At 65.8% G+C, this 21762-nt stretch carries 18 protein-coding genes, 2 tRNA genes and 3 rRNA genes; 10 read left to right on the top strand and 13 right to left on the bottom strand.

Going from position 1 to position 21762, the window contains the following annotated elements; genetic code table 11:
• Nucleotides 1–603, top strand: a complete 603-nt coding sequence (locus tag ACX114_RS00625) for a CDP-alcohol phosphatidyltransferase family protein (RefSeq protein WP_459293645.1) — start codon at nucleotides 1–3, stop codon at nucleotides 601–603.
• A 10-nt stretch (nucleotides 604–613) separates the two neighbouring features.
• Here ACX114_RS00625 and ACX114_RS00620 read toward each other — a convergent pair whose 3' ends face one another.
• The 4 genes from ACX114_RS00620 to glpD form a co-directional block, all read right to left on the bottom strand.
• Nucleotides 614–823, bottom strand: coding sequence for a hypothetical protein (locus ACX114_RS00620; RefSeq protein ID WP_128794198.1), 210 nt, complete (start codon nucleotides 821–823; stop codon nucleotides 614–616).
• A gap of 64 nt (nucleotides 824–887) precedes the next feature.
• Entirely contained in the window at nucleotides 888–1598 is a 711-nt protein-coding gene (locus tag ACX114_RS00615) for a hypothetical protein (protein ID WP_459293643.1), read from the bottom strand.
• 192 nt (nucleotides 1599–1790) lie between these two features.
• A complete protein-coding gene (locus ACX114_RS00610) occupies nucleotides 1791–3602 on the bottom strand; it encodes a S8 family serine peptidase (protein ID WP_459293641.1) in 1812 nt (603 codons plus the stop codon).
• Between the two features lie 273 nt (nucleotides 3603–3875).
• Nucleotides 3876–5573, bottom strand: a complete 1698-nt coding sequence (gene glpD, locus ACX114_RS00605) for a glycerol-3-phosphate dehydrogenase (RefSeq protein WP_459293639.1) — start codon at nucleotides 5571–5573, stop codon at nucleotides 3876–3878.
• 253 nt (nucleotides 5574–5826) lie between these two features.
• Between glpD and ACX114_RS00600 the strand changes: the two genes are divergently transcribed.
• The 4 genes from ACX114_RS00600 (at nucleotide 5827) to ACX114_RS00585 (ending at nucleotide 10009) form a co-directional block, all read left to right on the top strand.
• Nucleotides 5827–6174, top strand: coding sequence for a hypothetical protein (locus ACX114_RS00600; protein WP_459293637.1), 348 nt, complete (start codon nucleotides 5827–5829; stop codon nucleotides 6172–6174).
• A gap of 180 nt (nucleotides 6175–6354) precedes the next feature.
• On the top strand, nucleotides 6355–8436 hold the full coding sequence (locus tag ACX114_RS00595) for a TonB-dependent receptor (protein ID WP_459300020.1): 2082 nt from the start codon (nucleotides 6355–6357) through the stop codon (nucleotides 8434–8436).
• Nucleotides 8436–9182, top strand: coding sequence for a hypothetical protein (locus ACX114_RS00590; protein WP_459293635.1), 747 nt, complete (start codon nucleotides 8436–8438; stop codon nucleotides 9180–9182). Before ACX114_RS00595 ends, ACX114_RS00590 begins: the two co-directional genes overlap by 1 nt.
• Nucleotides 9179–10009 carry a hypothetical protein gene (locus ACX114_RS00585; RefSeq protein WP_459293633.1) on the top strand — a complete coding sequence of 277 codons (831 nt, stop codon included), beginning with the start codon at nucleotides 9179–9181 and terminating at the stop codon, nucleotides 10007–10009. Before ACX114_RS00590 ends, ACX114_RS00585 begins: the two co-directional genes overlap by 4 nt.
• A 55-nt stretch (nucleotides 10010–10064) precedes the next feature.
• On the opposite strand, the gene ACX114_RS00580 is transcribed toward ACX114_RS00585, so the two are convergent.
• Complete coding sequence (locus tag ACX114_RS00580; RefSeq protein ID WP_459293631.1) at nucleotides 10065–10256, bottom strand: hypothetical protein; 192 nt, start codon at nucleotides 10254–10256, stop codon at nucleotides 10065–10067.
• Between the two features lie 217 nt (nucleotides 10257–10473).
• Between ACX114_RS00580 and ACX114_RS00575 the strand changes: the two genes are divergently transcribed.
• From ACX114_RS00575 to ACX114_RS00565, 3 genes are all read left to right on the top strand, one after another.
• Nucleotides 10474–10890, top strand: coding sequence for a hypothetical protein (locus ACX114_RS00575; RefSeq protein WP_459293629.1), 417 nt, complete (start codon nucleotides 10474–10476; stop codon nucleotides 10888–10890).
• 100 nt (nucleotides 10891–10990) lie between these two features.
• Nucleotides 10991–11335: a DUF7577 domain-containing protein gene (locus tag ACX114_RS00570; RefSeq protein ID WP_120567845.1), complete on the top strand. Its 345-nt coding sequence runs from the start codon at nucleotides 10991–10993 to the stop codon at nucleotides 11333–11335.
• A 9-nt stretch (nucleotides 11336–11344) separates the two neighbouring features.
• Nucleotides 11345–12313: a tetratricopeptide repeat protein gene (locus ACX114_RS00565; protein WP_459293627.1), complete on the top strand. Its 969-nt coding sequence runs from the start codon at nucleotides 11345–11347 to the stop codon at nucleotides 12311–12313.
• Between the two features lie 15 nt (nucleotides 12314–12328).
• On the opposite strand, the gene ACX114_RS00560 is transcribed toward ACX114_RS00565, so the two are convergent.
• Complete coding sequence (locus tag ACX114_RS00560) at nucleotides 12329–12628, bottom strand: tetratricopeptide repeat protein (protein ID WP_014392969.1); 300 nt, start codon at nucleotides 12626–12628, stop codon at nucleotides 12329–12331.
• A 31-nt stretch (nucleotides 12629–12659) separates the two neighbouring features.
• Here ACX114_RS00560 and ACX114_RS00555 point away from each other — a divergent pair, with 31 nt between their 5' ends.
• Nucleotides 12660–12860, top strand: coding sequence for a SlyX family protein (locus tag ACX114_RS00555; RefSeq protein ID WP_014392968.1), 201 nt, complete (start codon nucleotides 12660–12662; stop codon nucleotides 12858–12860).
• A 9-nt stretch (nucleotides 12861–12869) separates the two neighbouring features.
• Here the strand turns inward: ACX114_RS00555 and ACX114_RS00550 are convergent, their stop codons facing one another.
• The 6 genes from ACX114_RS00550 to ACX114_RS00525 form a co-directional block, all read right to left on the bottom strand.
• On the bottom strand, nucleotides 12870–13316 hold the full coding sequence (locus tag ACX114_RS00550) for a hypothetical protein (RefSeq protein WP_459293624.1): 447 nt from the start codon (nucleotides 13314–13316) through the stop codon (nucleotides 12870–12872).
• A 203-nt stretch (nucleotides 13317–13519) separates the two neighbouring features.
• Nucleotides 13520–13636, bottom strand: a 5S ribosomal RNA gene (gene rrf / locus ACX114_RS00545).
• A gap of 181 nt (nucleotides 13637–13817) precedes the next feature.
• Nucleotides 13818–16784: ribosomal RNA gene (locus tag ACX114_RS00540) — 23S ribosomal RNA — on the bottom strand.
• 292 nt (nucleotides 16785–17076) lie between these two features.
• Nucleotides 17077–17149: transfer RNA gene (locus tag ACX114_RS00535), tRNA-Ala, on the bottom strand.
• A gap of 45 nt (nucleotides 17150–17194) precedes the next feature.
• A tRNA-Ile gene (locus tag ACX114_RS00530) sits at nucleotides 17195–17271 on the bottom strand.
• Nucleotides 17272–17485: 214 nt separating this feature from the next.
• Nucleotides 17486–19023 (bottom strand): 16S ribosomal RNA (locus ACX114_RS00525).
• The 16S, 23S and 5S rRNA genes sit together here with 2 tRNA genes alongside, the layout of an rRNA operon.
• 852 nt (nucleotides 19024–19875) lie before the next feature.
• Here ACX114_RS00525 and ACX114_RS00520 point away from each other — a divergent pair.
• Nucleotides 19876–20472, top strand: coding sequence for a macro domain-containing protein (locus tag ACX114_RS00520; RefSeq protein ID WP_459293622.1), 597 nt, complete (start codon nucleotides 19876–19878; stop codon nucleotides 20470–20472).
• A gap of 72 nt (nucleotides 20473–20544) precedes the next feature.
• Here ACX114_RS00520 and ACX114_RS00515 read toward each other — a convergent pair whose 3' ends face one another.
• Complete coding sequence (locus tag ACX114_RS00515) at nucleotides 20545–21630, bottom strand: SGNH/GDSL hydrolase family protein (RefSeq protein WP_459293620.1); 1086 nt, start codon at nucleotides 21628–21630, stop codon at nucleotides 20545–20547.
• Between the last annotated feature and the right edge of the window lie 132 nt (nucleotides 21631–21762).

Raw genomic sequence — 21762 nt, 5'->3', positions numbered from 1 at the left:
ATGCACCGTCGGGCAAGCCTCGTGCTGCTCAATACGCTGTCCCTGTCGCGACTGCCGCTCGCCGCGGTGTTCATCGCGGTATCGGACCTGCGCATCCGGGCGTTCCTGGTGGTGCTGGCCGCGGCGACGGACTTCCTGGACGGCTGGATTGCCCGGCACCGGGGACTGGCCACGCGCCTGGGAGCGCTCATCGACCCGGTGGCGGACCGCGCCTTCATGGTGACGGCCTTCATCGTGTGTCTGCTGGACGGGCTCATCGACCCCGTGGAGCTGACGCTGCTGCTCCTGCGGGACATCGGCACGGCCATCGGCTTCATCGTCGCCAGGGTGCGGCCGGACATGCGGGCCATCGAGCTCAAGGCGCGGATGCTGGGCAAGGTCGTCACGACGTTGCAGCTCGCGGTGTTGCTGTGCGTCCTGCTCTACCCGCCGCTGGTGCGGCCGCTCGTGGCGTTCGTCGCGCTGCTGTCGCTGGCGTCGGTGGTGGACTACACGCGGGCGGTGTGGCGTCAGCGTCAGCGCCGGGAGCTGCCTCCGTCCCGGCCGTCCTCGCACATTCCCCATGGGCCCACGGGTGCGCCCATGGGGTCCGTGCGCGAGTGACCTGAACGCCTCACGCGGGCACGGCGCGCGTGTCCACGGCGACGGCCAACCGGGCACGTTCGCGCTCCATGGCGGCGCGCTCGCCATCGGACAGCGCGTCCCAGACCTCGTCCATCGTGTCGAGCAGCGCATCCGCTTCGGGTGAATCCCCGCCGGGCGCGCGGGCGCGGACGAGGGCCAACTTGTGCAACAGGGTTCGGTATCGGTCGTAGACCGTCATGATGGGAAACCTCCGTCCGGGAGACGCGGACGGGGCCATGCGGCTGACGGCAAGGGGCCCTGGGCTACCGGCGGCGTTGCGTCTCGGCGTCACGGCGGGCCTCGTCGCCGGTCAGCACGGCGATCTCCCGCGTGTGGCTCCGGCCCACCAGGTTCACGGTGGCGCGCACGCGCTCGCCCTCCTTGAGCTCCGTCACGCCAATGTCCTCACCGTCGCGGACGATGCGCGTCTGGGTGCTGATCTCCAGCGGCAGGCCCAAGCCGTCGTTGTCGATGACGACCTCCTTGTCGGACACCGAGCGCACCTTTCCCCGGTAGATGGCGTCCACCACCGCGACGCCCTGCTGCTGGGCACCTGAAGCGGGAGGCTTCGTCGCGGCGGGAGCCCCGGTGCCCGTGTTGCCCGTGCCCCCCGTGCCCGTGTTCGTCTCCGGGCCCGGGTTGGGCGGAGTCGTCTGTCCTTCGGGGTTCGGCTCCGCGCTGGGGCTGTTCGGATCCGTCGGGATCTCCCCCGCGCTCCCCCCGGTGCCCTGCGCGGGCGCGGTGCCAGGAGCCGTCCCAGCGGGGGCCTGCGTGTTCGTCCCGGAGCCGCCCGTCCCGGGTTGCTGCTGGGGTGTCGTCGCCGGAGCCTGCGGCGTGATCACCCGCGAGCCCGGGGGAGCGGGGGTCTCCTCGGACGCGGCGTCATCCTCCATGCCGCCGGATTGGGTCCCGGCGCACATCAGCAGGCAGGCCAGACCCGCGATCCCCAATCCCAGCCAGGTGTCTCGCCTCATGCGCCGCGCGCCTCCCTTCTTGGGAAGGTGCACGCGCACGCGGCGCGAACCACCGGCCCGGACGCCTGGCGTTCGCCTGCCCGTCCGGACTACCAACCCACGGCCCGGCGCCTGCTCGGAAGAAAAGGGAACGCCCCCGGTCCCACGAAGGGACACGGGGGCGTCAGGCCCACGGGCGCGGAGGCGCGGCCGTTACGGCAGCGGGAGCGGACCGCCGCCCTGGGGCAGCGTCTTCGCCAGCTCCACGGCCTTGGCCGCCTGCACCAGGCCGTAGCCGTACTTCTCGTCCTGGCCCGGCGTCGTCTTGTCGTCCTTCGCCGTCTTCTCCAGCACCGCGCGCACGTGCGCGGCGCTCAGGTCCGGCCGGGCGCTGAACACCAGCGCGGCGACGCCCGACACGTGCGGGGTGGCCATGGAGGTGCCCGACTCGCGCTGGTAGTCCAGGCCGGTGATGGACACCGTGACCTCCTGGCCCACCATCTTCTTGAGGGACGCGCCGGCCGCCATGGAGATGGACACCGTGGGCACCCAGTGCGAGTTCGCGGAGCCCAGCGTGAAGGTCCCCTCCCCGTCGTCCTCCACATTGTTGCCGATGATGACCGCGCGAGCGCCGGCCTGGATGACGTTGCGCGCCTTCTCCTCGAAGAACAGGTCGCCGCGGTCCACGTAGGCGACGAAGCCCTCGCAGGTGGCGGACTCACCGCACGACGCGCGGTCCGCGCCCAGGCCGCAGTTGACCAGCCGGCCCGTGTACGTGCCCTGCGCGGTGTACGTGAGCGGCGACGAGGTGATGGGCGACGACGCCGCGGTCACCGAGGACAGCGACGCCGCCCCCAGCACCGTGGCGCTCAGCACGTTCACGCCCGGCCCCACCACGGACAGCTCCTGGCCGAACTGCGAGAAGGGCGCGTACTCGCCCTGCAGGTCCACGGCGCCCACCGCCATCACCGTCGGCAGGTACGCGGCCGGATACGCGATGCCGCGCTTGCCGTCGTTGCCGCTGGCCGCGACGGACAGCATGCCGTTGCCGTTCTCCCAGACCTTCTCGAACATGAGCTGCTCGGTCTCGGACGGATCCGGCGCGCCCAGCGACAGCGAGGCGATCTTCGCCCCCTGCGAGTGGCACCAGTCCACCGCCGCGATGACGTCGTCCGTGCTGCCACCACCGTCCGTGTCCAGCACGCGCGCGACGAGCAGCGACGCGCCCGGCGCCACGCCCACCACGCCGTTCGGCTCCTCCCCGGGCGCCACGCGCGCACCGGAGGCCGCGCCCAACTGCGCCAGGATGGTCGCGGACACGTGCGTGCCGTGGCCGCCGCCCACCGTCACCACACCCTGGGACACGCTCTGGTCGGACGGATCATCGTCGTTGTCGACGAAGTCCTTGCCCATGAGGAACGCCGCCTTCAGCTCCGGGTGCTTGCTGTCCCAGCCGCTGTCGATGACGCACACCTTCACGCCCTCGCCCGTGGGCGCGCCGGGGTCGATGACGCCGTCGTTGTTCGCGTCCCACACCTGCGGGACCTGGATCAGCTTCAGCCCTTCCGTGTACTCGCCCACCGACCCCTGCGTGCTGTACGCGCCCTGCCACGACGCCAGCGGCGGAGGCGTGGGCAGCCCCAGCGCGCGCACGCGGCGGTTGGGTGTCACGGAGAGCACGTCCGGGCGAAGCTTCAGCGCGGAGATGGCCTCCGGCGACAGCCGGGCGGACACCACGTTCATGTTCGGGATGCGGCGCTTCACCGTGCCGCCCTCGCGCTCCACGGCCGCCGCGATGTCCGCCGACGCGGCCAGCGCGCTCGCGGACACCTTCGGCTTGTAGGTGATGATGACGCCGTCCGGCGCCTCGTCCGTGCTCAGCGGGGAGACCCCCGGCTTCGGCAGAGACACCTCCGCGGTGCCAGGACACGCCTGGGGCAGGACGTCGATGGGATCGGGGTCACTGCCACAGCCGCTCGCCACCAGTCCGGACAACCCGAGCCCAAGCCAAAGCCAACGCTTCATGGGGTGTATCTCCTTCGCCCGGCCAACGTGGAATACCGCGCCGTGACCCGCCGCCCCCGGAAGGGGGGCCGGAAAGAACGGGCCGACCCTGCATCCCGTTCCCACGACGATTTAAGCATGGACGCAGGACGACTGCTCGGGCGGCTGTCGTGCGCCCGACGGCCATCCGGTGCCGGTCCAACGTGAGGCGCCCAACGCTGACGGCGAGCGCCTCGTTCGCGGCAGGACCTCCGGCCCGGCATGACGCACCGGGCCTGTCCTCCCAGCAGGACGTCAGGCGTCGGAGGGATCCACGCCGAAGATGCGCTGGGCATCCACGGCGTAGGCCGCCAGCTGCCGCTCGGTCTCCGCCGCGTCCCAGCCCAGGCGAGGAGCCATCACCTCCGCGGCGCGGACGGCGGCGGCGCGGCCCTGGTCGCGCGTCTCGAACGCGACCTTGAGGCGGCGGATGAGCAGGTCCGCCAGCGTCTGGACCATCTCGTGGGTCACACCCCAGACGGCCTCGGCGCGGCGGTACGGCAGGCCCTCCACGAGCGGCTCGGCCAGCGCGGGCGACTCGCGAGTGAGCGCCCACACCGCGTGCCAGCGGCTGCCGTACGCGCGCACCAGGTGCTCACCCGTGGCCGCGTCCCCCACCTCCTGCTTCGCCGCCGCGAGCTCCGCGTCCAGCTTGAGGATGTCGCCGCCCGGAAGGGGCTGCTCGTGCGTGACGGGCTTCTTGTGCGGGAGGGACAGGTGGCGCTCCACGGCGTTGACCACGTCGCGGGCCATGACCCGGAAGGTGGTGAGCTTGCCGCCGCTGATGGCCAGCACGCCGGAAGGGCTCACGTCGATGGAGTGCTCGCGGCTCGCGCTGCCCGCGTCGCTGTTGCCGTGATAGCCGCTCGCCGCGAGCGGGCGGATGCCGGCCCAGGCGCTGACCATGTCCTCGCGGGTGAGATTCGCCTCGGGGAAGAAGGCATTGGCGGAGGAGAGCAGGTAGGCCACGTCCGCCTCGCTCGCGCGCACCTCGGCCGGGTGGGCGCGGGTGGCGGTCTCCGTCGTGCCGATGAGCGTGAACGCCTCCGCGGGCAGGATGAACATCACGCGGCCATCCACGGGCGACAGGAGCGTGAGCGCATCCCCGATGTTCAGCCGCGAGCGGGGCACGGCGATGTGCACGCCCTTGCTGCCGCGAACCGAAGGCCCCGTGCGCTCCTGCTGCGAATCCAGCCGGCGGATCTCATCGCTCCAGGGCCCGGTCGCGTTGACGACGGCGCGCGCGCGCACGGTGTGCTCCAGGCCGGTGAGGTGATCCACCACCACCGCGCCCTTCACCTTGCCGTCCTCCAGCACCAGCCGCTTCACGGAGGCGTGGTTGAGCACCACCGCGCCGGCCTCGCTCGCCCCCAGCGCGTTGGCCAGCGTGAGGCGGGCATCATCGGTGGCCGCGTCGTAGTACCGGGCGCCGCCCTTGAGCCCCTCGGACTTGATGCCGGGCTCGGCCTCCACCACCTGCTTGAGCGACAGGCGCTGATACGCCTTCACGTTCCGGAACAGGGACAGGGCGTCGTAGAGCATCAGGCCCGCGTTGAGCTTCCAGCGCGGAACGCGAGCCCCCTCATAGACGGGCCAGACGAAGGCCAGCGGGCGCACCAGGTGGGGCGCCAGGTGGAGCAGGCGGCGCCGCTCGATGCTCGACTCGAAGACGAGCCCCAGGTGGCCGTGCTCCAGGTAGCGCAGGCCTCCGTGGATGAGGCGCGACGAGCGGCTGGACGTCCCGCTGGCGAAGTCCTCGCGCTCCACCAGGGCCACCTTCAGGCCCCGCAGCGCCGCGTCCCGCGCAGCCCCCGCGCCCGTCACCCCGCCGCCAATGACGAGCAGGTCGAAGGACTCAGCCCCCAGCGCACGCAGACGGTCGGCGCGCGAGGGCGGGGCAGGAACCTCCGTGGAGGCAGGCAGGGAACGAAGCGCGGCGGATTCGGAACGCACGTGACGAGTCTATGACGGGAAGTCTGTGGCCGCAGCGGATTCCGCTGCGATGCGTCAAGAGGTCCACGGGGTGATGGGACCGGGCGGCAGGGAACTGTCTCGCAGCGGGCGGCGGAGGCGGCCTTGCGTGTCGTGGGGAGGACGGATAGGCAGGCGACCGCCTCACCTCCCCCGTCCTGGACGCTCCGCCGCCGTACCCCCGAATCGCCGTGTGGGATTCCCGAGACCGACGAGACCTGGCGTTCCTGGGACTGTGGGTCCTGGTGTACGGGCTCGCGGTGGCGCCGGTGCTGCACGCGGTGGTGGGCCACGGCGGAGCCTGGGAAGCCACGGCCACGAGCACGGCGCCAGCACCCACGTCCACCGCACCCAGGGTGCATGTGACGCGACGAAGGCCGCGTGTCCGAAGGAGCCGAAGCAGGGCCATGGCCACCAGCACCTGACGGGCTCGGTGGAGCACCTGCTGGCGGTGGCGGCGAGCTGGACGATCTTCGTGCCGCCGAAGCCGCGCTGGGTGTCCTGGCGCGTGGAGCCGGAGCGAAGCCCGGAGTGGTCGCCGGGCCAGCGCTTGCGGTCCGCGGCGATGCCGCAGGGCCCATAGGCCCCTTCGGACCTCCGTAAGAAAGACTCGCGAGCACGCGGACCGTCTGGCCCAAGCGCCAGGCACGGGCCTGCGTGAGCGTGCGTCCCGAATCCGTCCTTCAACCCGCACGCCCCGGAACGCGTCCCGACGCGAGCCGGGGACGTGTCGTCGTCTCTTCATGTCTTCCCCACCGTGACCATGTTGCTCATCGCGTTCGCCACGCTCTCGACGTGTCTTCCCTCGGCCATGCCCGAGGCACAGGAAGGGCCGGAAGCCACACAGGAACAGCAGCAACCCGAACCGCAACAGCCCACGGAGGCTGAAGGGAAGCAGCGTTCCACGGTCGTGAGAGGCACACGTCCGGCCCAGAGCGCCGCCGAGGTCACCATCGGTCGGGACATCCTCGACACGGCACCGCGAACGAACGCGACGGACGTGCTGCGAGTCGTCCCGGGTCTGGTGGCCTCACAGCACAGCGGCGAGGGCAAGGCGCAGCAGCTCTTCCTCCGAGGCTTCGACGCACTCCACGGCCAGGACGTGGAGCTGAACGTCGGAGGCCTGCCCGTGAACGAGGTGAGCCACATCCACGCGCTCGGCTACGCGGACACCAACTTCATCATCCCGGAGCTCGTCCAATCCCTGGAGGTGACGGAAGGCTCCTACCGAGCCTTCCAGGGCGACTTCGCGGTCGCGGGAACAGTGCGCATGGACCTGGGCGCGCGCGAAAAGGGCGTGGAGTTCGCCGGCACACTGGGCCAGTTCAACACGCGCCGCCTCGTCGTGACGGTCCGCCCGGGCGAAGACCCCGGCACCTTCGCGGCGGCGGAGATCAGCGAGAGCGACGGCTTCGGCCCCCAGCGAGGCTACGGCCGGGCCGCCCTCCTCGCCCAGGCGAACCTGGACCTGGGCCAGGGCGTGAGCGCGCGAATCCTGGGAGGCAGCTACGTCACGCGCTTCGACTCACCCGGAGTGGTGCGAGAGGACGACCTCGAAGCCGGCCGCCGCACCTTCTACTCCGGCTCCTTCGACCGTCAGGGAGGCACGGTCTCCAGGCACCAGCTCCTCATCGGAGTGGACCTGCCACGCGAGGGCACCGCGCGAACGCGCCTCGAGGCCTTCGGAATCCTCTCGGACCTGCGCCTGCGCAATAATTTCACGGGCTACCGGGTGGACGACCGGGGCGACGGCCTGGAGCAGACCCACGACGGCACCACGCTGGGCCTGCGAGCCGAGCACCGCCGCCAGGTCACGCTCTTCGACCGTCCCGTCGCGCTGGAGCTCGGCCTCGGCGCACGGCGTGACGGCATCCACCAGACGCAACGCCGTTACCGCGAAACGGACGGCACCTTCTTCGCGGACGAAGTGGACGCGGACATCACCCAGACGGACGTCTGGGGTTACGCCGAAGCCAGGCTCCCGCTGGGCCGCTGGGCCTTCCGGCTGGGAGGCCGAGCCGACGCGCTGGGCGTGGAGGTCTTCGACGCGCTCGCCTTCCGGGACCCGCGCTACTACGACGGGCAGGGCTACTCGCGCAGCGCCTTCGGGGTGCACTGGGGCGCGAAGGCCGGCATCGAATACGCGCTCACGAACACCTGGGCCCTCTTCGCCAGCTACGGAGACGGCTTCCGCTCGCCGCAGGCACGAAGCCTCGCGGAGGGAGAGCAGGCCCCCTTCGTCAACGTACACGGCGCGGAGCTGGGCACGCGGAAGGACGGAGAACGTCTGTCCTTCCAGGCGAGCATCTTCGGCTCGCAGGTGGCGGACGACTTCTTCTTCGACCACACGGTGGGCACCACCGTCTTCACGGGAGAGACGCTGCGCACCGGCATCTCCGCGTCCCTCCAGGCGCGTCCGCTCGAAGGCGTCACGGCCGCGCTGAGCGCCACGGTGGCGAACGCGACGGTGACGAGGACGGACGCGAAGCTCCCCTACTTCGCGCCGCTGGTGGCCCGAGCGGACCTCGGCTGGGAGAAGCCACTGCCTGGCATCGACTCCGTGCTGTCCCTGGGCACGGGCCTCACGCTCATCGGCCCCAGGCCCCTGCCCTACGGCGAATACAGCCACACCGTGTTCCTCGCGGACGTGCAGGCCGCGCTGCGACGGGGAGCGCTCGCGCTGCGGCTCGACGTGAAGAACCTGCTCAACACGCGCTGGCGCGACGGCGAGTTCGTCTACAGCTCGCGCTTCGACCCCACCGCCCAGCCCAGCCTCGTTCCAGCCAGACATTTCACCGCGGGGGCGCCACGCGTGGCCTCGCTCACCCTGGAGGTCCACCTGTGATGAACCCGATTGCACTGGCCTTGTTCGTGGCCCTGATGAGCCTGGGCTGCGGCGGCAAGACCGAAGCCGAGCGCCGCACCTTCGCCGTGACGATGACGGCGACAGCGCCCACGGCCCCCAACGAGTACGGCTGGACGGTGACGCCCGAAGCCGCGCATCTCTCCGTGGGCTCGGTGCGCTTCTTCGAAGGCCGCGTCCTGCTGTCCCGACGCTTCGACTGGTACTCGCTCATCGGAGGCACCGCGCACGCGCACCCCGGCCACTACGTCCCCGGCGATGCATTGGGAGAGGTGCTCAACGCCCAGACCGTGGATCTGCTCGCGGGAGGCAACCTGGGCAACGCCAACGCCGTCACCGGTTCGTACGGCTCGCTGGAGCTGACGCTCGTGACGCCCACGGCGGGCACGGATGCGCAGAACGTCCTCGGAGGCCACCAGGCCCACGTGCGAGGCACCGCGACCCACACGTCCGGAGCCACGGTGCGCTTCGACGCGGTGGTGGACCTGCCCAAGGCCATCGAAGGCGTGCGCTTCGAGCGCGACCTCCAGCAGGAGTCCGGCTTCGTGCGCATCGCGGTGGACCTGGGGAAATGGATGGACCGCATCGACTTCGCCACCGCGTCGCTTCCGGACGCGACTGGCGTTTCCACCTTCCCCGCCAGCAGCCAGGCCCAGAACGGCCTGGTGCGCGGCGTGGAAGACACCAGCGCCTACGTCGTGACGTGGGTGGAAGGAGCAGCGGAATGAAGAAGCATTGGCTGATGGGAGTGTCCTGCCTGGCCCTGGTCGCCTGCTCGTCGGGTCAAGGCAACGTGACGTTCACCGCGTACGGAGAGGACTTCATCGAGAAGGAGATCCCCGCCAGCGCCTTCGAGGACGGCTGGACGGTGAAGTACACCAGGTTCCTCGTGAAGCTGGGCGAGGTGAAGGTCGCCAACCACGAGGGAGAAACCGCCGCCGAACAGACGGCGGCGAAGGTGTACGACGTGCACCGTCCGGGCCCCGTGGACGTCGTGACGTTCAACGACCTGGCCTCGGAGGAATGGGACGAGGTGAGCTACGCCATCGCCCCCGTCACGAACGCCACCGCCGGCAACGCGGACGCGGAGGACGTGACGCGGATGAACACCGAAGGCTGGTCCGTCTACGTCGAGGGCTCGGCCACCAAGGGCACCGTGACGAAGAACTTCCACTGGGGCTTCGCCACCAACACCCTCTACGAGCACTGCGAGAACGAGGACATCGGCAACGGCGTGACGGTGCCCAAGGGCAGCACGGAGACGGTGCAGCTCACCATCCACGGCGACCACCTGTTCTTCGACGACCTCCAGTCGCCGGACGCGAAGATGCGCTTCGACGCCATCGCCGCGGCGGACAGCACGGGCATCGTCGGTCCGGACGGCGAAATCACCCTGGATGAGCTGGGGCTGGTGAACCTGACGTCGCTGCCCTCGGGCCAGTACGGCACGGGAGGCGCGGGCAGCGTGCGGACGCTGCGCGACTTCGTGACGGCGCTCGTGCGCACCGTGGGCCACTACCGCGGCGAAGGCGAGTGCTCGCCGCGCGTCCGCTAGGACAAACACCCCGGAGGGGCCGGCCCGAACGCGCGGCCGGCCTCTCCTGTTTCACTCAGCGCTTCGAGGAATCGTCCCCGCCCGTCATCCCACCGCCGTGCGAGGGCATGTTGGACGGCGTGTTCGGAGGACGGTTCGGGTTCATCTGGTTGGAGCGGTTGTCCTGCGCGGACTTGTGCTCCGGGCGCTCCGGGTTCTTCGTGTTGGAGCGCTGATCATTCGGGGTCGGGTTCTTGTGCTTGCTCATCGTTCTGCGTCCTCCGTGTGTCCGGACATGGGCGCCCGGACGGAAGGCACGGTAGGGAGACGCCCCCGGGAAGCGCAGGGGCCCAGGGGGCGCTGCCCAATGTCCGGCACCGGTCGCTCGGGCCGTCCTCTTCGGACCGGGAGCTCCCGCCGCGCACGCCGACGGATGCCAGGGACGAGGCGAATGCCTAATCCTTGACCCTGGGGAGGTACGGCGCGTGAAGACCGTGACCTACGAGCGCAGTGGGCATACGAACACTGGAGCGCAGGCGCTGCGAGTGGAAGGCCTCAAGCACCTGCGCGTCCTGGAACAGGGCGAACCCGTGGTGGAGCGGGACCTGACGCCGGAGGAGATCCACCGGCTGGCCCCCTTGCTGGAACCTCTGCAACGGGAGCCCGAACCCGCTGCCCTCGCGCCCCAGGCGGGAAGCCCGGACATCCTGGCGGTGACCCTCGCCTTCGAGGACGAGGAGACACCCCGGTTGAGACTCGCCACCGAGCGGCTGCCCGCGAAGGGAGGCGGGTATGATCGCCTGCTCGCGGAGCTGGATGCCCTGCTCTCAGCGGAGCTCCACGCGCGAGCCCCCCGCCACGCCCACGCCGTCCTGCCCCACCAGCTCCGTCACGACGAATGACGGAGGCCGTACGGTCCGTGGAGGCCGCGTCGGACAGGGCACAGCAGGGGAGCAGCCGGGGCCGGTTGCCCTGGAGGCCCGGTTCTGACAGACAAGAAGCATGAAGCGCGTGCAGTTCTCCGTGCACCGCACGGTCGGAGAGGCACGGATGCTGGCGGGGGCCCTGGAATCGGCCGGGCTCTCGGTCGACATCCGAGGCGAGTCCCTGGTCCCGCTGAGCGGAGAGATTCCCAGCACCGAGGCCTGGGTGGAGCTGTGGCTGTGGCCCCAGGAACTGGAGGCCGGGCGCCAGGTCCTCGCGGAGCTCCAGGCCAACCAGGAAGCCGCCAACCGTTCGGTGACCTGTCCACGCTGTGGAGAAGAGAACCCCGCCAACTTCGAGCTCTGTTGGAGCTGTGAACTGGAACTTCCGTCGGGGCTGCGTCCACACCTCCGGGCCGTTTAGAAACGCCCCATGAGCGACCCATCGACTGAACCCAGGGAGCGGAGTGGCCAGCGCCGGAACCAGGGGCTCCGTGGCGTCCTCTGGGTCTGCGGAGTGGCGCTCGTCATCCACGTCATCCCCCTGTTCCTGCCCCGAAACATGCCCGACCAGGAGCTGGCCATCGCGAGGGCCACGGAGAACGTGGAAGGCCGTCTGCGGTTCCTGGTGCCCCTGAAGCACAACGACAAGGCGACAGCGGCGGACCTGCGCGAGGCGGCCGAGCTCCTGCGCGAAGGAGCACCCGCGGAGGCGCACGACCTGGCCCTGGAAGCCGAGCGGCGGGACCCGGACGCCCTGGAGACCCAGCTCCTGCTCGCGCGCATCTGCGACCGGGAGCGGATGTCCCGCTGTGTGGACCAGTCGCTCGCGAAGGCGGGAAGGCTCGCGCCGGCGGACCCACGGGCGGAGCTGCTCCGGGCGGACCTGAGCGAACAGAAGGGCGACGTCGAGGGCGCCACGGAGGCCCTGTCCCGGGCCTACAGCCGCACTCCAGGCGATCCCCTCATCGGCGTGCGCTACGGCCGGATGCTCAGCCGGATGGGAAGGCCCGAGGACGCCCTGAAGGTCTTCACCTCCCTGGAGGGCAAGGTCCCCGCGGCCCGGCTCCTGGTGGAACAAGGGCTGGTGCTCACCAAGGAAGGCCGGAGCCGCGAAGCCGTAGGGCTCCTGCAGCAAGCGGTGCAGAAGGACCCGAAGCTCGCGGAAGGCCACTTCCAGTTGGGCATCGCCTGGTTTCAGTTGGGAAACGAGACCGCCGCCGAGGCAGCCCTCCGTCAGGCGGACCGGCTGAACGTGTCCGACACGCGGGCGCTGGCCACCCTCTGCACCCTCCAGGTGAAGGCAGGGAAGCTCGAGGGAGCACGCCAGACACGCACGGACCTGGAGCGGCGCTTCCCGCAGCGGATGGACGCCATCCGGGAGCAGTGCCGGCTTCCCTGAGGCACAGGGGGACGCTCAGCGCGGCTCCTGCCCCCGAATCTGGCGAAGCATCCGTGCGGAGGCGATGACCGGCGCGTCCACGGACCCGTCAGCCCGTTCGGTGCGCACCACCGCCTGGAGGAAGGGGATTGCCTCTTCATCGCGGCCCTGCTGGAAGAGCAACTCCCCCAGCGCGAACCGCGCCTGGGTGAGGAGGACCAGGTCCTCCGCCGCCACGGCCGCATCAATGGCGTCACTCAGCGCGGACTCCGCCAGCTCGGGCTGTCCGCGTCCAAGCAGCTCGCGGGCGCGCTGCAGGTGTTCAAGCGTATTCATGGGGCACGGTCCCCGAGCGGAGAAGACAGCAATGGAAGACAAGCGCCTGGTCGAGCTGGAAATCCGCTACACGCAGCAGCAGGAGCTGCTGCAGGAGCTCAGTGACGTGCTCTATCAGCAGGGGCGCGTCATCGACGCGCTCCGAGCGGAGCTGGACCAGCTCAAGCGCAAGCTGGACGCCGAGCCGGGCCTGGTGGACGCCCGCCAGCAGGAGCGTCCCCCGCACTACTGAGGCAGGGCCTCAGAACTTGTAGCCCAGCCGCAATCCAATGATGGGATTCGGATCGAGGTAACCCACCTCGACGCCAATGCTCGCGGCCTTTCCCTGGAGGCCAAAGCCAAACGCCGCATGGACCTTGAAGGTGTCACCCTTGAAGAAGATCCACGGGCCGGCGAGGCCCTCGATGTAGACGGTCCGGCCCACCGTCGCGCGAAGCGAGATGTCCAACGGAACGCCGATGATGTTGCCGTCGGTGACGAGCACCGCGCCGAACCGGGCACCCACGAAGAGTGGACCCGCGACATGCCCTTCAACGCCCAGCGTGAAGTTGAACGCGGCGCTGGTGTCGACCCAGTAGTCCGCGCCCACGCCCAGGCGTACGCCGGACTGCTGCGCCTTGGATTCCGCGGGCGCCAGCAGGAGCCCCAGCGCGAACAGACCAGCGGCGTAGATTCGAAGCAGATGCATGCGAGAGGCTCCTGTCCAGAGAGGGGGGAAGGAGCGCCACTCAAGCAAAACCAGCCAGGGTCAGGCCAGCCTCAAAGCCAGGCACCTGTACGTTCGCATCCCGTCGGATCAATCCACGAAGAAGCGCACGCCTGAGATCCGTGTCACAAGCCCGCAAAGACAAAGCCCCTGGCGCCTTGCGGCACCAGGGGCTTTCAAAAAGAATCCGGCAGCGACCTACTCTCCCACGCGGTTTCCCGCGGAGTACCATCGGCTCTGGAGGGCTTAACTTCCGTGTTCGGGATGGGAACGGGTGTGACCCCTCCGACATTGCCACCGGAAAAACGAATGACGGTGCATACGAAGGGTAAGTTGCAAGCTTCCGCTTGAGTGAAGCTTCTTGGACAGAAGTCGAAGAAGCAATTGAAACAGCTGCCTTCCGGGCGGACGTGCATGACGTCCTGGCCTCGGCCTTGGCCCCGAGTCCCTTACTCCCCTTGAGGGGGCATGCAAGAGAATGGGGGAAGTAAGCCGCTCGACTTATTAGTACTGGTTAGCTTAACGCGTTACCGCGCTTACACACCCAGCCTATCAACGTGGTAGTCTTCCACGAGTCTTCAGGGGCTTGCGCCCGGGATACCTGGTCTTGAGGTCGGTTTCCCGCTTAGATGCTTTCAGCGGTTATCCAATCGGCACATGGCTACCCAGCGATGCCTCTGGCGAGACAACTGGTACACCAGCGGTGCCTCCAACCCGGTCCTCTCGTACTAAGGTCAGAGCCTCTCAAGTATCCTACGCCCACAGCAGATAGGGACCAAACTGTCTCACGACGTTTTGAACCCAGCTCGCGTACCGCTTTAATTGGCGAACAGCCAAACCCTTGGGACCTGCTCCAGCCCCAGGATGCGATGAGCCGACATCGAGGTGCCAAACCTCCCCGTCGATGTGAACTCTTGGGGGAGATAAGCCTGTTATCCCCGGAGTACCTTTTATCCGTTGAGCGATGGCCCTTCCATTCAGGACCACCGGATCACTATGACCTGCTTTCGCACCTGCTCGACCTGTCGGTCTCGCAGTCAAGCTCCCTTATGCCATTGCACTCGACGCCCGGTTTCCAATCGGGCTGAGGGAACCATCGCGCGCCTCCGTTACTTTTTGGGAGGCGACCGCCCCAGTCAAACTACCCACCAGACAGTGTCCCAGTCCCGGCTGACGAGACGTGGTTAGACACCAGAAATCAACAGGGTGGTATTTCACCGTTGCCTCCACCGAACCTAGCGGCCCGGCTTCAAAGGCTCCCACCTATCCTACACAGTCAATCCCTAGTGTCACTGTCAAGTTGTAGTAAAGGTTCACGGGGTCTTTCCGTCTTGCTGCGGGTAAACTGCATCGGCACAGCTATTTCAATTTCGCTGAGTCCCTCTCCGAGACAGTGCGGAAGTCGTTACTCCATTCGTGCAGGTCGGAACTTACCCGACAAGGAATTTCGCTACCTTAGGACCGTTATAGTTACGGCCGCCGTTTACTGGGGCTTCGGATCATCGCTTCGCCTTGCGGCTGACGAATCCCCTTAACCTTCCAGCACCGGGCAGGAGTCAGACCCTATACGTCGGCTTGTCGCCTTCGCAGAGTCCTGTGTTTTTGGTAAACAGTCGCTACCGCCATTTCTCTGCAACCTCTCTCGGCTTCGGCTGTACGCCTACACCTACCAGAGGCCCACCTTCTTCCGAAGTTACGGTGGAAATTTGCCTAGTTCCTTGGAGGAGAGTTCTCTCAAGCGCCTTAGGATTTTCTCCTCACCCACCTGTGTCGGTTTGCGGTACGGACACCCTGCAGACTCCCTGCGGGACTTTTCTTGGAAGCCGAGCATCAGCGACTTACCCCTTGCGGGGCGCCATGGGGTCTCGGGGATAGCTGCCGCGCCTTTATTCGTACGCGACACCCCTACGCCTTTAGACTGACACAACCACCGGTCAGCTCGCCTAGCTTTCTCCGTCCTCCCTCAGTTCAACGTCTGCAAGATGGCGCAGGAATATTAACCTGCTTGCCATCACCTACGCCTTTCGGCCTCGGCTTAGGACCCGGCTAACCCTGGGAAGATTAACTTGACCCAGGAAACCTTGGGTTTACGGCGAGGGGGTTTCTCACCCCCTTTATCGCTACTCATTTCGGCATCAGCACTCCCAGTCGCTCCAGCGGCCCTTTCGGTCCACCTTCGCTGCAACTGGGACGCTCCCCTACCGCCATGCATGCCAAACATGCATGACCCGAAGCTTCGGCACTAGTCTTGAGCCCCGTTACATTTTCGGCGCGGTCTGTCTTGACCAGTGAGCTATTACGCTTTCTTTAAAGGATGGCTGCTTCTAAGCCAACCTCCTGGTTGTCAATGACCTGCCACATCCTTTCTAGTGTTCACTTAGACTAGATTTGGGGGCCTTAGCTGTCGGTCTGGGTTATTCCCCTCTTGCCAATGGACGTTATCACCCACTGACTGCGTCCCGGGATAACAATTGCCGGCATTCGGAGTTTGATACGGTTTGGTAATCTGGTGAGACCCCTAGCCGTTTCAGTGCTCTACCTCCGGCATTGAATTACCCGAGCCGATACCTAAATATCTTTCGGGGAGAACCAGCTATCACGGAGTTTGATTGGCCTTTCACCCCTACACACAGCTCATCCCAGAAATTTTCAACTTTCATGAGTTCGGTCCTCCATGCGGTGTTACCCGCACTTCAACCTGGCCATGTGTAGATCACCCCGCTTCGGGTTATAATACACGCAACTTAGCGCCCTATTCGGACTCGCTTTCGCTCCGGCTCCACCTAACGGCTTAGCCTCGCTACGTATATTAAGTCGCCGAATCATGATGCAAAAGGTACGCTCTCGCACTGGCTTGCGCCGTAGTGCTCGAACTGCTTGTAGACATGCGGTTTCAGGTTCTTTTGACTCCCCTCACCGGGGTTCTTTTCACCTTTCCCTCGCGGTACTTGTTCACTATCGGTCGCCAAGGAGTATTTAGGCTTACCGGATGGTCCCGGCAGATTCAGACAGGATTGCACGTGTCCCGTCTTACTTGGGTAACCCGCTCAGCTCCAAAAGGCTTTCGTGTACGCGACTATCACGCTCTTTGGTGCGTCTTTCCAGGACGCTTCCACTAGCCTCTCAAAGTCCTACCGCGGACCCGCTACCCCATCGCCATTTGCATGGCGCTGGTTTGGCCTCTTCCCATTTCGCTCGCCACTACTTTGGGAATCACTCATTGTTTTCTCTTCCTCAGGGTACTGAGATGTTTCACTTCCCCTGGTTTGCTCTGAAACCCTATGAATTCAGGTTGCAGTAACGCAGCTATTCGCCGCGCTGGGTTTCCCCATTCGGACATCTCCGGATCAACGTTTGGTTGGCAACTCCCCGAAGCTTTTCGCAGCCACCCACGTCCTTCATCGCCTCTTGGCACCTAGGCATCCACCGCACGCCCTTAGTAGCTTACTTGCCCTAATCTCTTGTCTAACGCCCGCCTCCCGGCGGATTGTCGAAACTCGGAGACCAAGGCCCAGACCTCTGCTCTTCGCTAGCAGGTCCGGAAGACATTCTTTATTGCTGTTTCTCACTGCTTCTTCTTGTGTGGGAGACTTCGCTTTTGTCCCGCCCAACTGCCTCGCGGCGCCAGGTGAGACTCATTTCGAAGTCGGCACTTCTGTTGAGAACTTCACTCAGCAGAAATTGCAACTTACCCTTCGTATGCACTTGTCAAAGAACGTCCCTGCGACTTCCAGGAAACTTGTGGAGCTGATCGGGATCGAACCGACGACATCCAGCTTGCAAAGCTGGCGCTCTCCCAGCTGAGCTACAGCCCCGACTTTCGCGTCGGCTCCCATTCGCATCCCTCCGTTGAGGGAGAATGGTGGGCCTAGGTGGACTTGAACCACCGACCTCGCGCTTATCAGGCGCGCGCTCTAGCCAGCTGAGCTATAGGCCCAAGCGGGGCTAAAGCATCGGCAGAACCCTACAGCGTCCTTCATTCTCAAAGAGCCGAGCACTGCTTCGCTCGGTCCTTCAAAACCAAACAGCAAGCCCGAAGTTCATAATGGATTGTTTATCGGAAACATTGACCTAGAGATGACCTGACAGCCCGAAGGCTGCTGGTGTTGCCTACTCGCCCGAAGGCTGAGTCCAACACCCGGTCTCCTTAGAAAGGAGGTGATCCAGCCGCAGGTTCCCCTACGGCTACCTTGTTACGACTTCACCCCAGTTACCGAGCACTCCTTGGGCATCTCTTGGTGAGATGACTTCTGGAGCAATCGACTCCCATGGTGTGACGGGCGGTGTGTACAAGGCCCGGGAACGTATTCACCGCAGCGTGCTGATCTGCGATTACTAGCGATTCCGCCTTCATGGAGTCGAGTTGCAGACTCCAATCTGAACTGAGACCGGTTTTCTGCGATTAGCTCCCCCTCGCGGGTTTGCAGCGCTCTGTACCGGCCATTGTAGCACGTGTGTAGCCCTGGTCATAAAGGCCATGAGGACTTGACGTCATCCCCACCTTCCTCCGGTTTAACACCGGCAGTCCCTCTAGAGATCCACTTGCGTGGCAACTAAAGGCGAGGGTTGCGCTCGTTGCGGGACTTAACCCAACATCTCACGACACGAGCTGACGACAGCCATGCAGCACCTGTCTCTCGGTTCCCTTGCGGGCACTCCCTCATCTCTGAAGGATTCCGAGGATGTCAAGACCAGGTAAGGTTCTGCGCGTTGCGTCGAATTAAACCACATGCTCCACCGCTTGTGCGGACCCCCGTCAATTCCTTTGAGTTTTAGTCTTGCGACCGTACTTCCCAGGCGGAGAACTTAATGCGTTAGCTACGGCACCGCGGGGGTCAACTCCCACGACACCTAGTTCTCATCGTTTACGGCGTGGACTACCAGGGTATCTAATCCTGTTTGCTACCCACGCTTTCGCGTCTCAGCGTCAGTTACCGTCCAGGTGGCCGCCTTCGCCACCGGTGTTCCTCCCCATATCTACGAATTTCACCTCTACTTGGGGAATTCCGCCACCCTCTCCGGCACTCAAGCTCTGCAGTTTCGGGCGCACTTCCTCAGTTGAGCTGAGGGCTTTCACACCCGACTTGCAAAGCCGCCTACACGCGCTTTACGCCCAATAATTCCGAACAACGCTTGCACCCTCTGTATTACCGCGGCTGCTGGCACAGAGTTAGCCGGTGCTTCTTCTCCCGGTACCGTCAAGGCAAAGCGTATTAGGCTTTACGGTTTCGTCCCGGTCGAAAGTGCTTTACAATCCAAAGACCTTCATCACACACGCGGCGTTGCTGCGTCAGGCTTTCGCCCATTGCGCAAAATTCCCCACTGCTGCCTCCCGTAGGAGTCTGGACCGTGTCTCAGTTCCAGTGTGGCTGATCGTCCTCTCAGACCAGCTACCCGTCGTCGCCTTGGTGGGCCATTACCCCGCCAACTAGCTGATGGGCCGCGGACTCATCTGGTTGTGATAGCTTGTATACAGAGGCCACCTTTTCCCTCAGTCTCCGAAGAAACCGTGGGCTTATCCGGTATTAGCCAATCTTTCGACTGGTTATCCCAGGCATCCAGGCAGATTATCCACGTGTTACGCACCCGTGCGCCGCTCTACTAAGGGTTGCCCCTATTCGCGCTCGACTTGCATGTGTTAGGCACGCCGCCAGCGTTCGTTCTGAGCCAGGATCAAACTCTCCAATTGTATTCTTGGTTTGCTTGAACCGGCGTTCCCCGAGACCCGGCTAAGGAGTCTCGGCTCGCTGATTCGTCGGCACTCCCCTCCTCGCTGCGCTTTTCAGCGCTGCTCTTGGAGGTGAAGATGCCCTCAAAAAATTGACTGCGGTTTCCGCAATCCATTACTGCTTGGGCTTGCTATTTGGTTTTCAAAGACCGAGCCGCTTGTTACGACTTTGTTGCTTGCCGGCTTGTTCCGTCCGGCGGGGTTGCAGCTTCTATTTCAGTTCGCAGTCAGCGTCAACTTCGCTTTTGCGTCCTGCGGGCTGCTTCGAAGTTCGTCGGCGCCGTCCAGTGACTTCCGCCGCTTCTTTTCGAAGGGGAGCGGCTTCTACTTCAGCGCCGCGTTCCCTGTCAACCGCCTGCTGTCAGCTTCCCTCACCGCTTTGCGTCCGTCGTGTTGCCTGCCGGACTGCTGCTTCTTCGGTGGGGCGCGGCTTCTATCTCTTCGCCGCGTTCGCTGTCAACCCGCTCGTTGACTGCCCTATTTCCTTTTCGGTGCTGCTCTCTCCCCGAAGTGCCTTCCGCGCCAGTGCGCGGGCTTCGAGGTGAGGGGCGCGGCTTCTACCTCTTCACCGCGTTCGGGATCAACACCCTTCGTCGATCCTTTTCTTCCCCCTGCGGACTTTCCACGGCCCGGAGGCCAGCGGTTCGTCGCGGGGGGTCCACTCTCTAACGCTTCGGGCCGAGGACGTCAAACACTCGTTGCGCCGAGCCTGATCATTGGAGTCCCGACTTCTCGGGTGGCCGGATGGGCGGAGGCCTGAACGCCTGGCTGCTGAGCGGGGTGTTCCCTTCCCTGGTGCTAGAGGGTCGGACCATGCTCCCCGAGAAGATCTACCTCATCGACCTTCAGCCTCAGCTGGTGAGGGCCTGGGACGAGGCCTTCGACGCATTCGACTTCGTCTCCGTGCGGAAGGAGGACTTCTTCGCCGTCCCCGCGGACGCGATGGTCAGCCCGGCCAACAGCTTCGGCATCATGGATGGCGGGCTCGACCTGGCAATCCGGGACACCCTGGGCCTCCAGGTACAAGACGCCGTCCAGCGGTCCATCGTGGAGCACCATCATGGTGAGCTCCCGGTTGGCGCCGCCGTGGTCGTGCCTTCGGGCCATGACCGCTGGCCGTTCCTCGTTGCCGCGCCGACCATGCGCATCCCGGAGAGCGTCTCGCAGACCGTCAATGCGTACCTGGCGTTCCGGGCCGCTCTTCTCGCGGTGAAGCGGCACAACGAAGCCGCGGGTGCTCCCGTCATCCGGACGCTGGTGTGTCCCGGCCTGGGCACCGGCATTGGCGGGATGGATGCCCGGCGGTGCGCGACACAGATGCTGCTGGCGCTGAAGCATGTGCTCGCGCCGGCACGCATCCCCTCCTTCCGCGACATCCATCTCACCCACCGGGCACTGCGCACCGGATAGGTCCAGACGCGACAAGGCCCCCGACCCGGTGACAGGTCAGAGGCCCTTTCTCCCTACGGATGCCGATTTACGTCACGGCGTCGCGGGGTCGAACGTGGAGATGCTGTAGCCCATGCGCTCGTGGCCGAACTTGTTCCAGTCCGGGTTCTTGCCGTTGACGACCTGGCCGTCCGTGTAGGACGGCGCCCCGGAGCCTGAACCGGAGCCGGAGAAGATGTTCACGCTGATGGTGGAGCCCGTGTACGTCGGGTGCGTGTTATCCGACTGGATGTAGTCGTAGCTGGTGCTGCTGTTCGCCAGGTGGCCGTTCGCGTCGCGCAGGGTGCCGCGCAGGGTGACGCTGATGCGCTGCACGTAGGCGTCCTCGGTCTCGCCGGCGCGGTAGGCAATGGCCGCGGAGTCGATCTGGCCGTCACCGTTGCGGTCGTAGTCGGAGGCCATCATCTCCGCGAAGGCGTCCGCGCACTTGAAGCCGTACTTCGCCGCCAGGTTACAGGCGCGCCAGTTGCTGCGCGCCAGCAGCGGCAGGAAGTACTGCTGCTTGTTCACCTTCTGGCCCGTCGCCGAGTCCGTGCAGGAGGTCAGCACGTTGTCCGCGTCATAGCCGGGGTAATAGATGTTGGAGATGACCTTCACCTTCGCGGTGGTCGCGTACTGGTTGATGGTCTGCATCGCCCGCTCCATGTACGTGGTGCAGGTCGCCAGCGCGTTCTGCAGGCCGCTGTAGTTGCACGTCCCCGTCTGGTCGGTGAACGCGCTGCGGGCCTGCAGGTAGTCGTTGCCGCACATCTCGAACATCACGACGCGCGTCCGGGAGTCCTGCATGTAGGAGCGCTCGTTGACGATCTTGTTGTTGTAGATGTCGTCCGCCTTCGCGCCGGACTTCGTGCGGCGGATGACCTCCACGTTGGTGCCCCACTTCTTCGCCGCGTACTCACCCTCCACCACCGGGGCCGCACGGCGCGCGACGCTGCCGATGCCGCCGTTGTAGCCGGCGAAGATGGAGTCGCCGTAGGCCACCACCCGGTACGTCTGCGACGCCGAGCGGTTGATGGTCCACGACGTGTTCTGGTTGATGGTGCTGGCCATCGCGGTGCCACTGAGGGTGGTGGCGGCGAGGACGGCGGCGAGGGACAGCCCGCTGCGACGAACGGACATACCGGCTCCTGAAGAGGTAGGGGGTTCCCGCCCCGGCAATGGGGAGAGGCCGCGCACGGTACACGGGTTTGACTCTGGAATCACTCCTCAGACCTGAATTAACCCCGCAGTATGTATTCCATGTTGAACATG

The sequence above is a fragment of the Corallococcus sp. M7 genome (assembly GCF_054512695.1).
This window is presented reverse-complemented; position numbering and strand designations above follow the sequence as displayed.

Excerpts from the sequence above, each read along its gene's own strand:
- ACX114_RS00595 (WP_459300020.1), top strand. The coding sequence starts at position 6,355 with ATGTTGCTCATCGCGTTCGCCACGCTCTCGACGTGTCTTCCCTCGGCC.
- ACX114_RS00615 (WP_459293643.1), bottom strand. The coding sequence starts at position 1,598 with ATGAGGCGAGACACCTGGCTGGGATTGGGGATCGCGGGTCTGGCCTGC.
- ACX114_RS00580 (WP_459293631.1), bottom strand. The coding sequence starts at position 10,256 with ATGAGCAAGCACAAGAACCCGACCCCGAATGATCAGCGCTCCAACACG.
- ACX114_RS00565 (WP_459293627.1), top strand. The coding sequence starts at position 11,345 with ATGAGCGACCCATCGACTGAACCCAGGGAGCGGAGTGGCCAGCGCCGG.
- ACX114_RS00585 (WP_459293633.1), top strand. The coding sequence starts at position 9,179 with ATGAAGAAGCATTGGCTGATGGGAGTGTCCTGCCTGGCCCTGGTCGCC.
- ACX114_RS00520 (WP_459293622.1), top strand. The coding sequence starts at position 19,876 with ATGCTCCCCGAGAAGATCTACCTCATCGACCTTCAGCCTCAGCTGGTG.
- ACX114_RS00610 (WP_459293641.1), bottom strand. The coding sequence starts at position 3,602 with ATGAAGCGTTGGCTTTGGCTTGGGCTCGGGTTGTCCGGACTGGTGGCG.
- ACX114_RS00620 (WP_128794198.1), bottom strand. The coding sequence starts at position 823 with ATGACGGTCTACGACCGATACCGAACCCTGTTGCACAAGTTGGCCCTC.
- ACX114_RS00560 (WP_014392969.1), bottom strand. The coding sequence starts at position 12,628 with ATGAATACGCTTGAACACCTGCAGCGCGCCCGCGAGCTGCTTGGACGC.
- ACX114_RS00570 (WP_120567845.1), top strand. The coding sequence starts at position 10,991 with ATGAAGCGCGTGCAGTTCTCCGTGCACCGCACGGTCGGAGAGGCACGG.
- ACX114_RS00590 (WP_459293635.1), top strand. The coding sequence starts at position 8,436 with ATGAACCCGATTGCACTGGCCTTGTTCGTGGCCCTGATGAGCCTGGGC.
- ACX114_RS00555 (WP_014392968.1), top strand. The coding sequence starts at position 12,660 with ATGGAAGACAAGCGCCTGGTCGAGCTGGAAATCCGCTACACGCAGCAG.
- ACX114_RS00515 (WP_459293620.1), bottom strand. The coding sequence starts at position 21,630 with ATGTCCGTTCGTCGCAGCGGGCTGTCCCTCGCCGCCGTCCTCGCCGCC.
- ACX114_RS00550 (WP_459293624.1), bottom strand. The coding sequence starts at position 13,316 with ATGCATCTGCTTCGAATCTACGCCGCTGGTCTGTTCGCGCTGGGGCTC.
- ACX114_RS00625 (WP_459293645.1), top strand. The coding sequence starts at position 1 with ATGCACCGTCGGGCAAGCCTCGTGCTGCTCAATACGCTGTCCCTGTCG.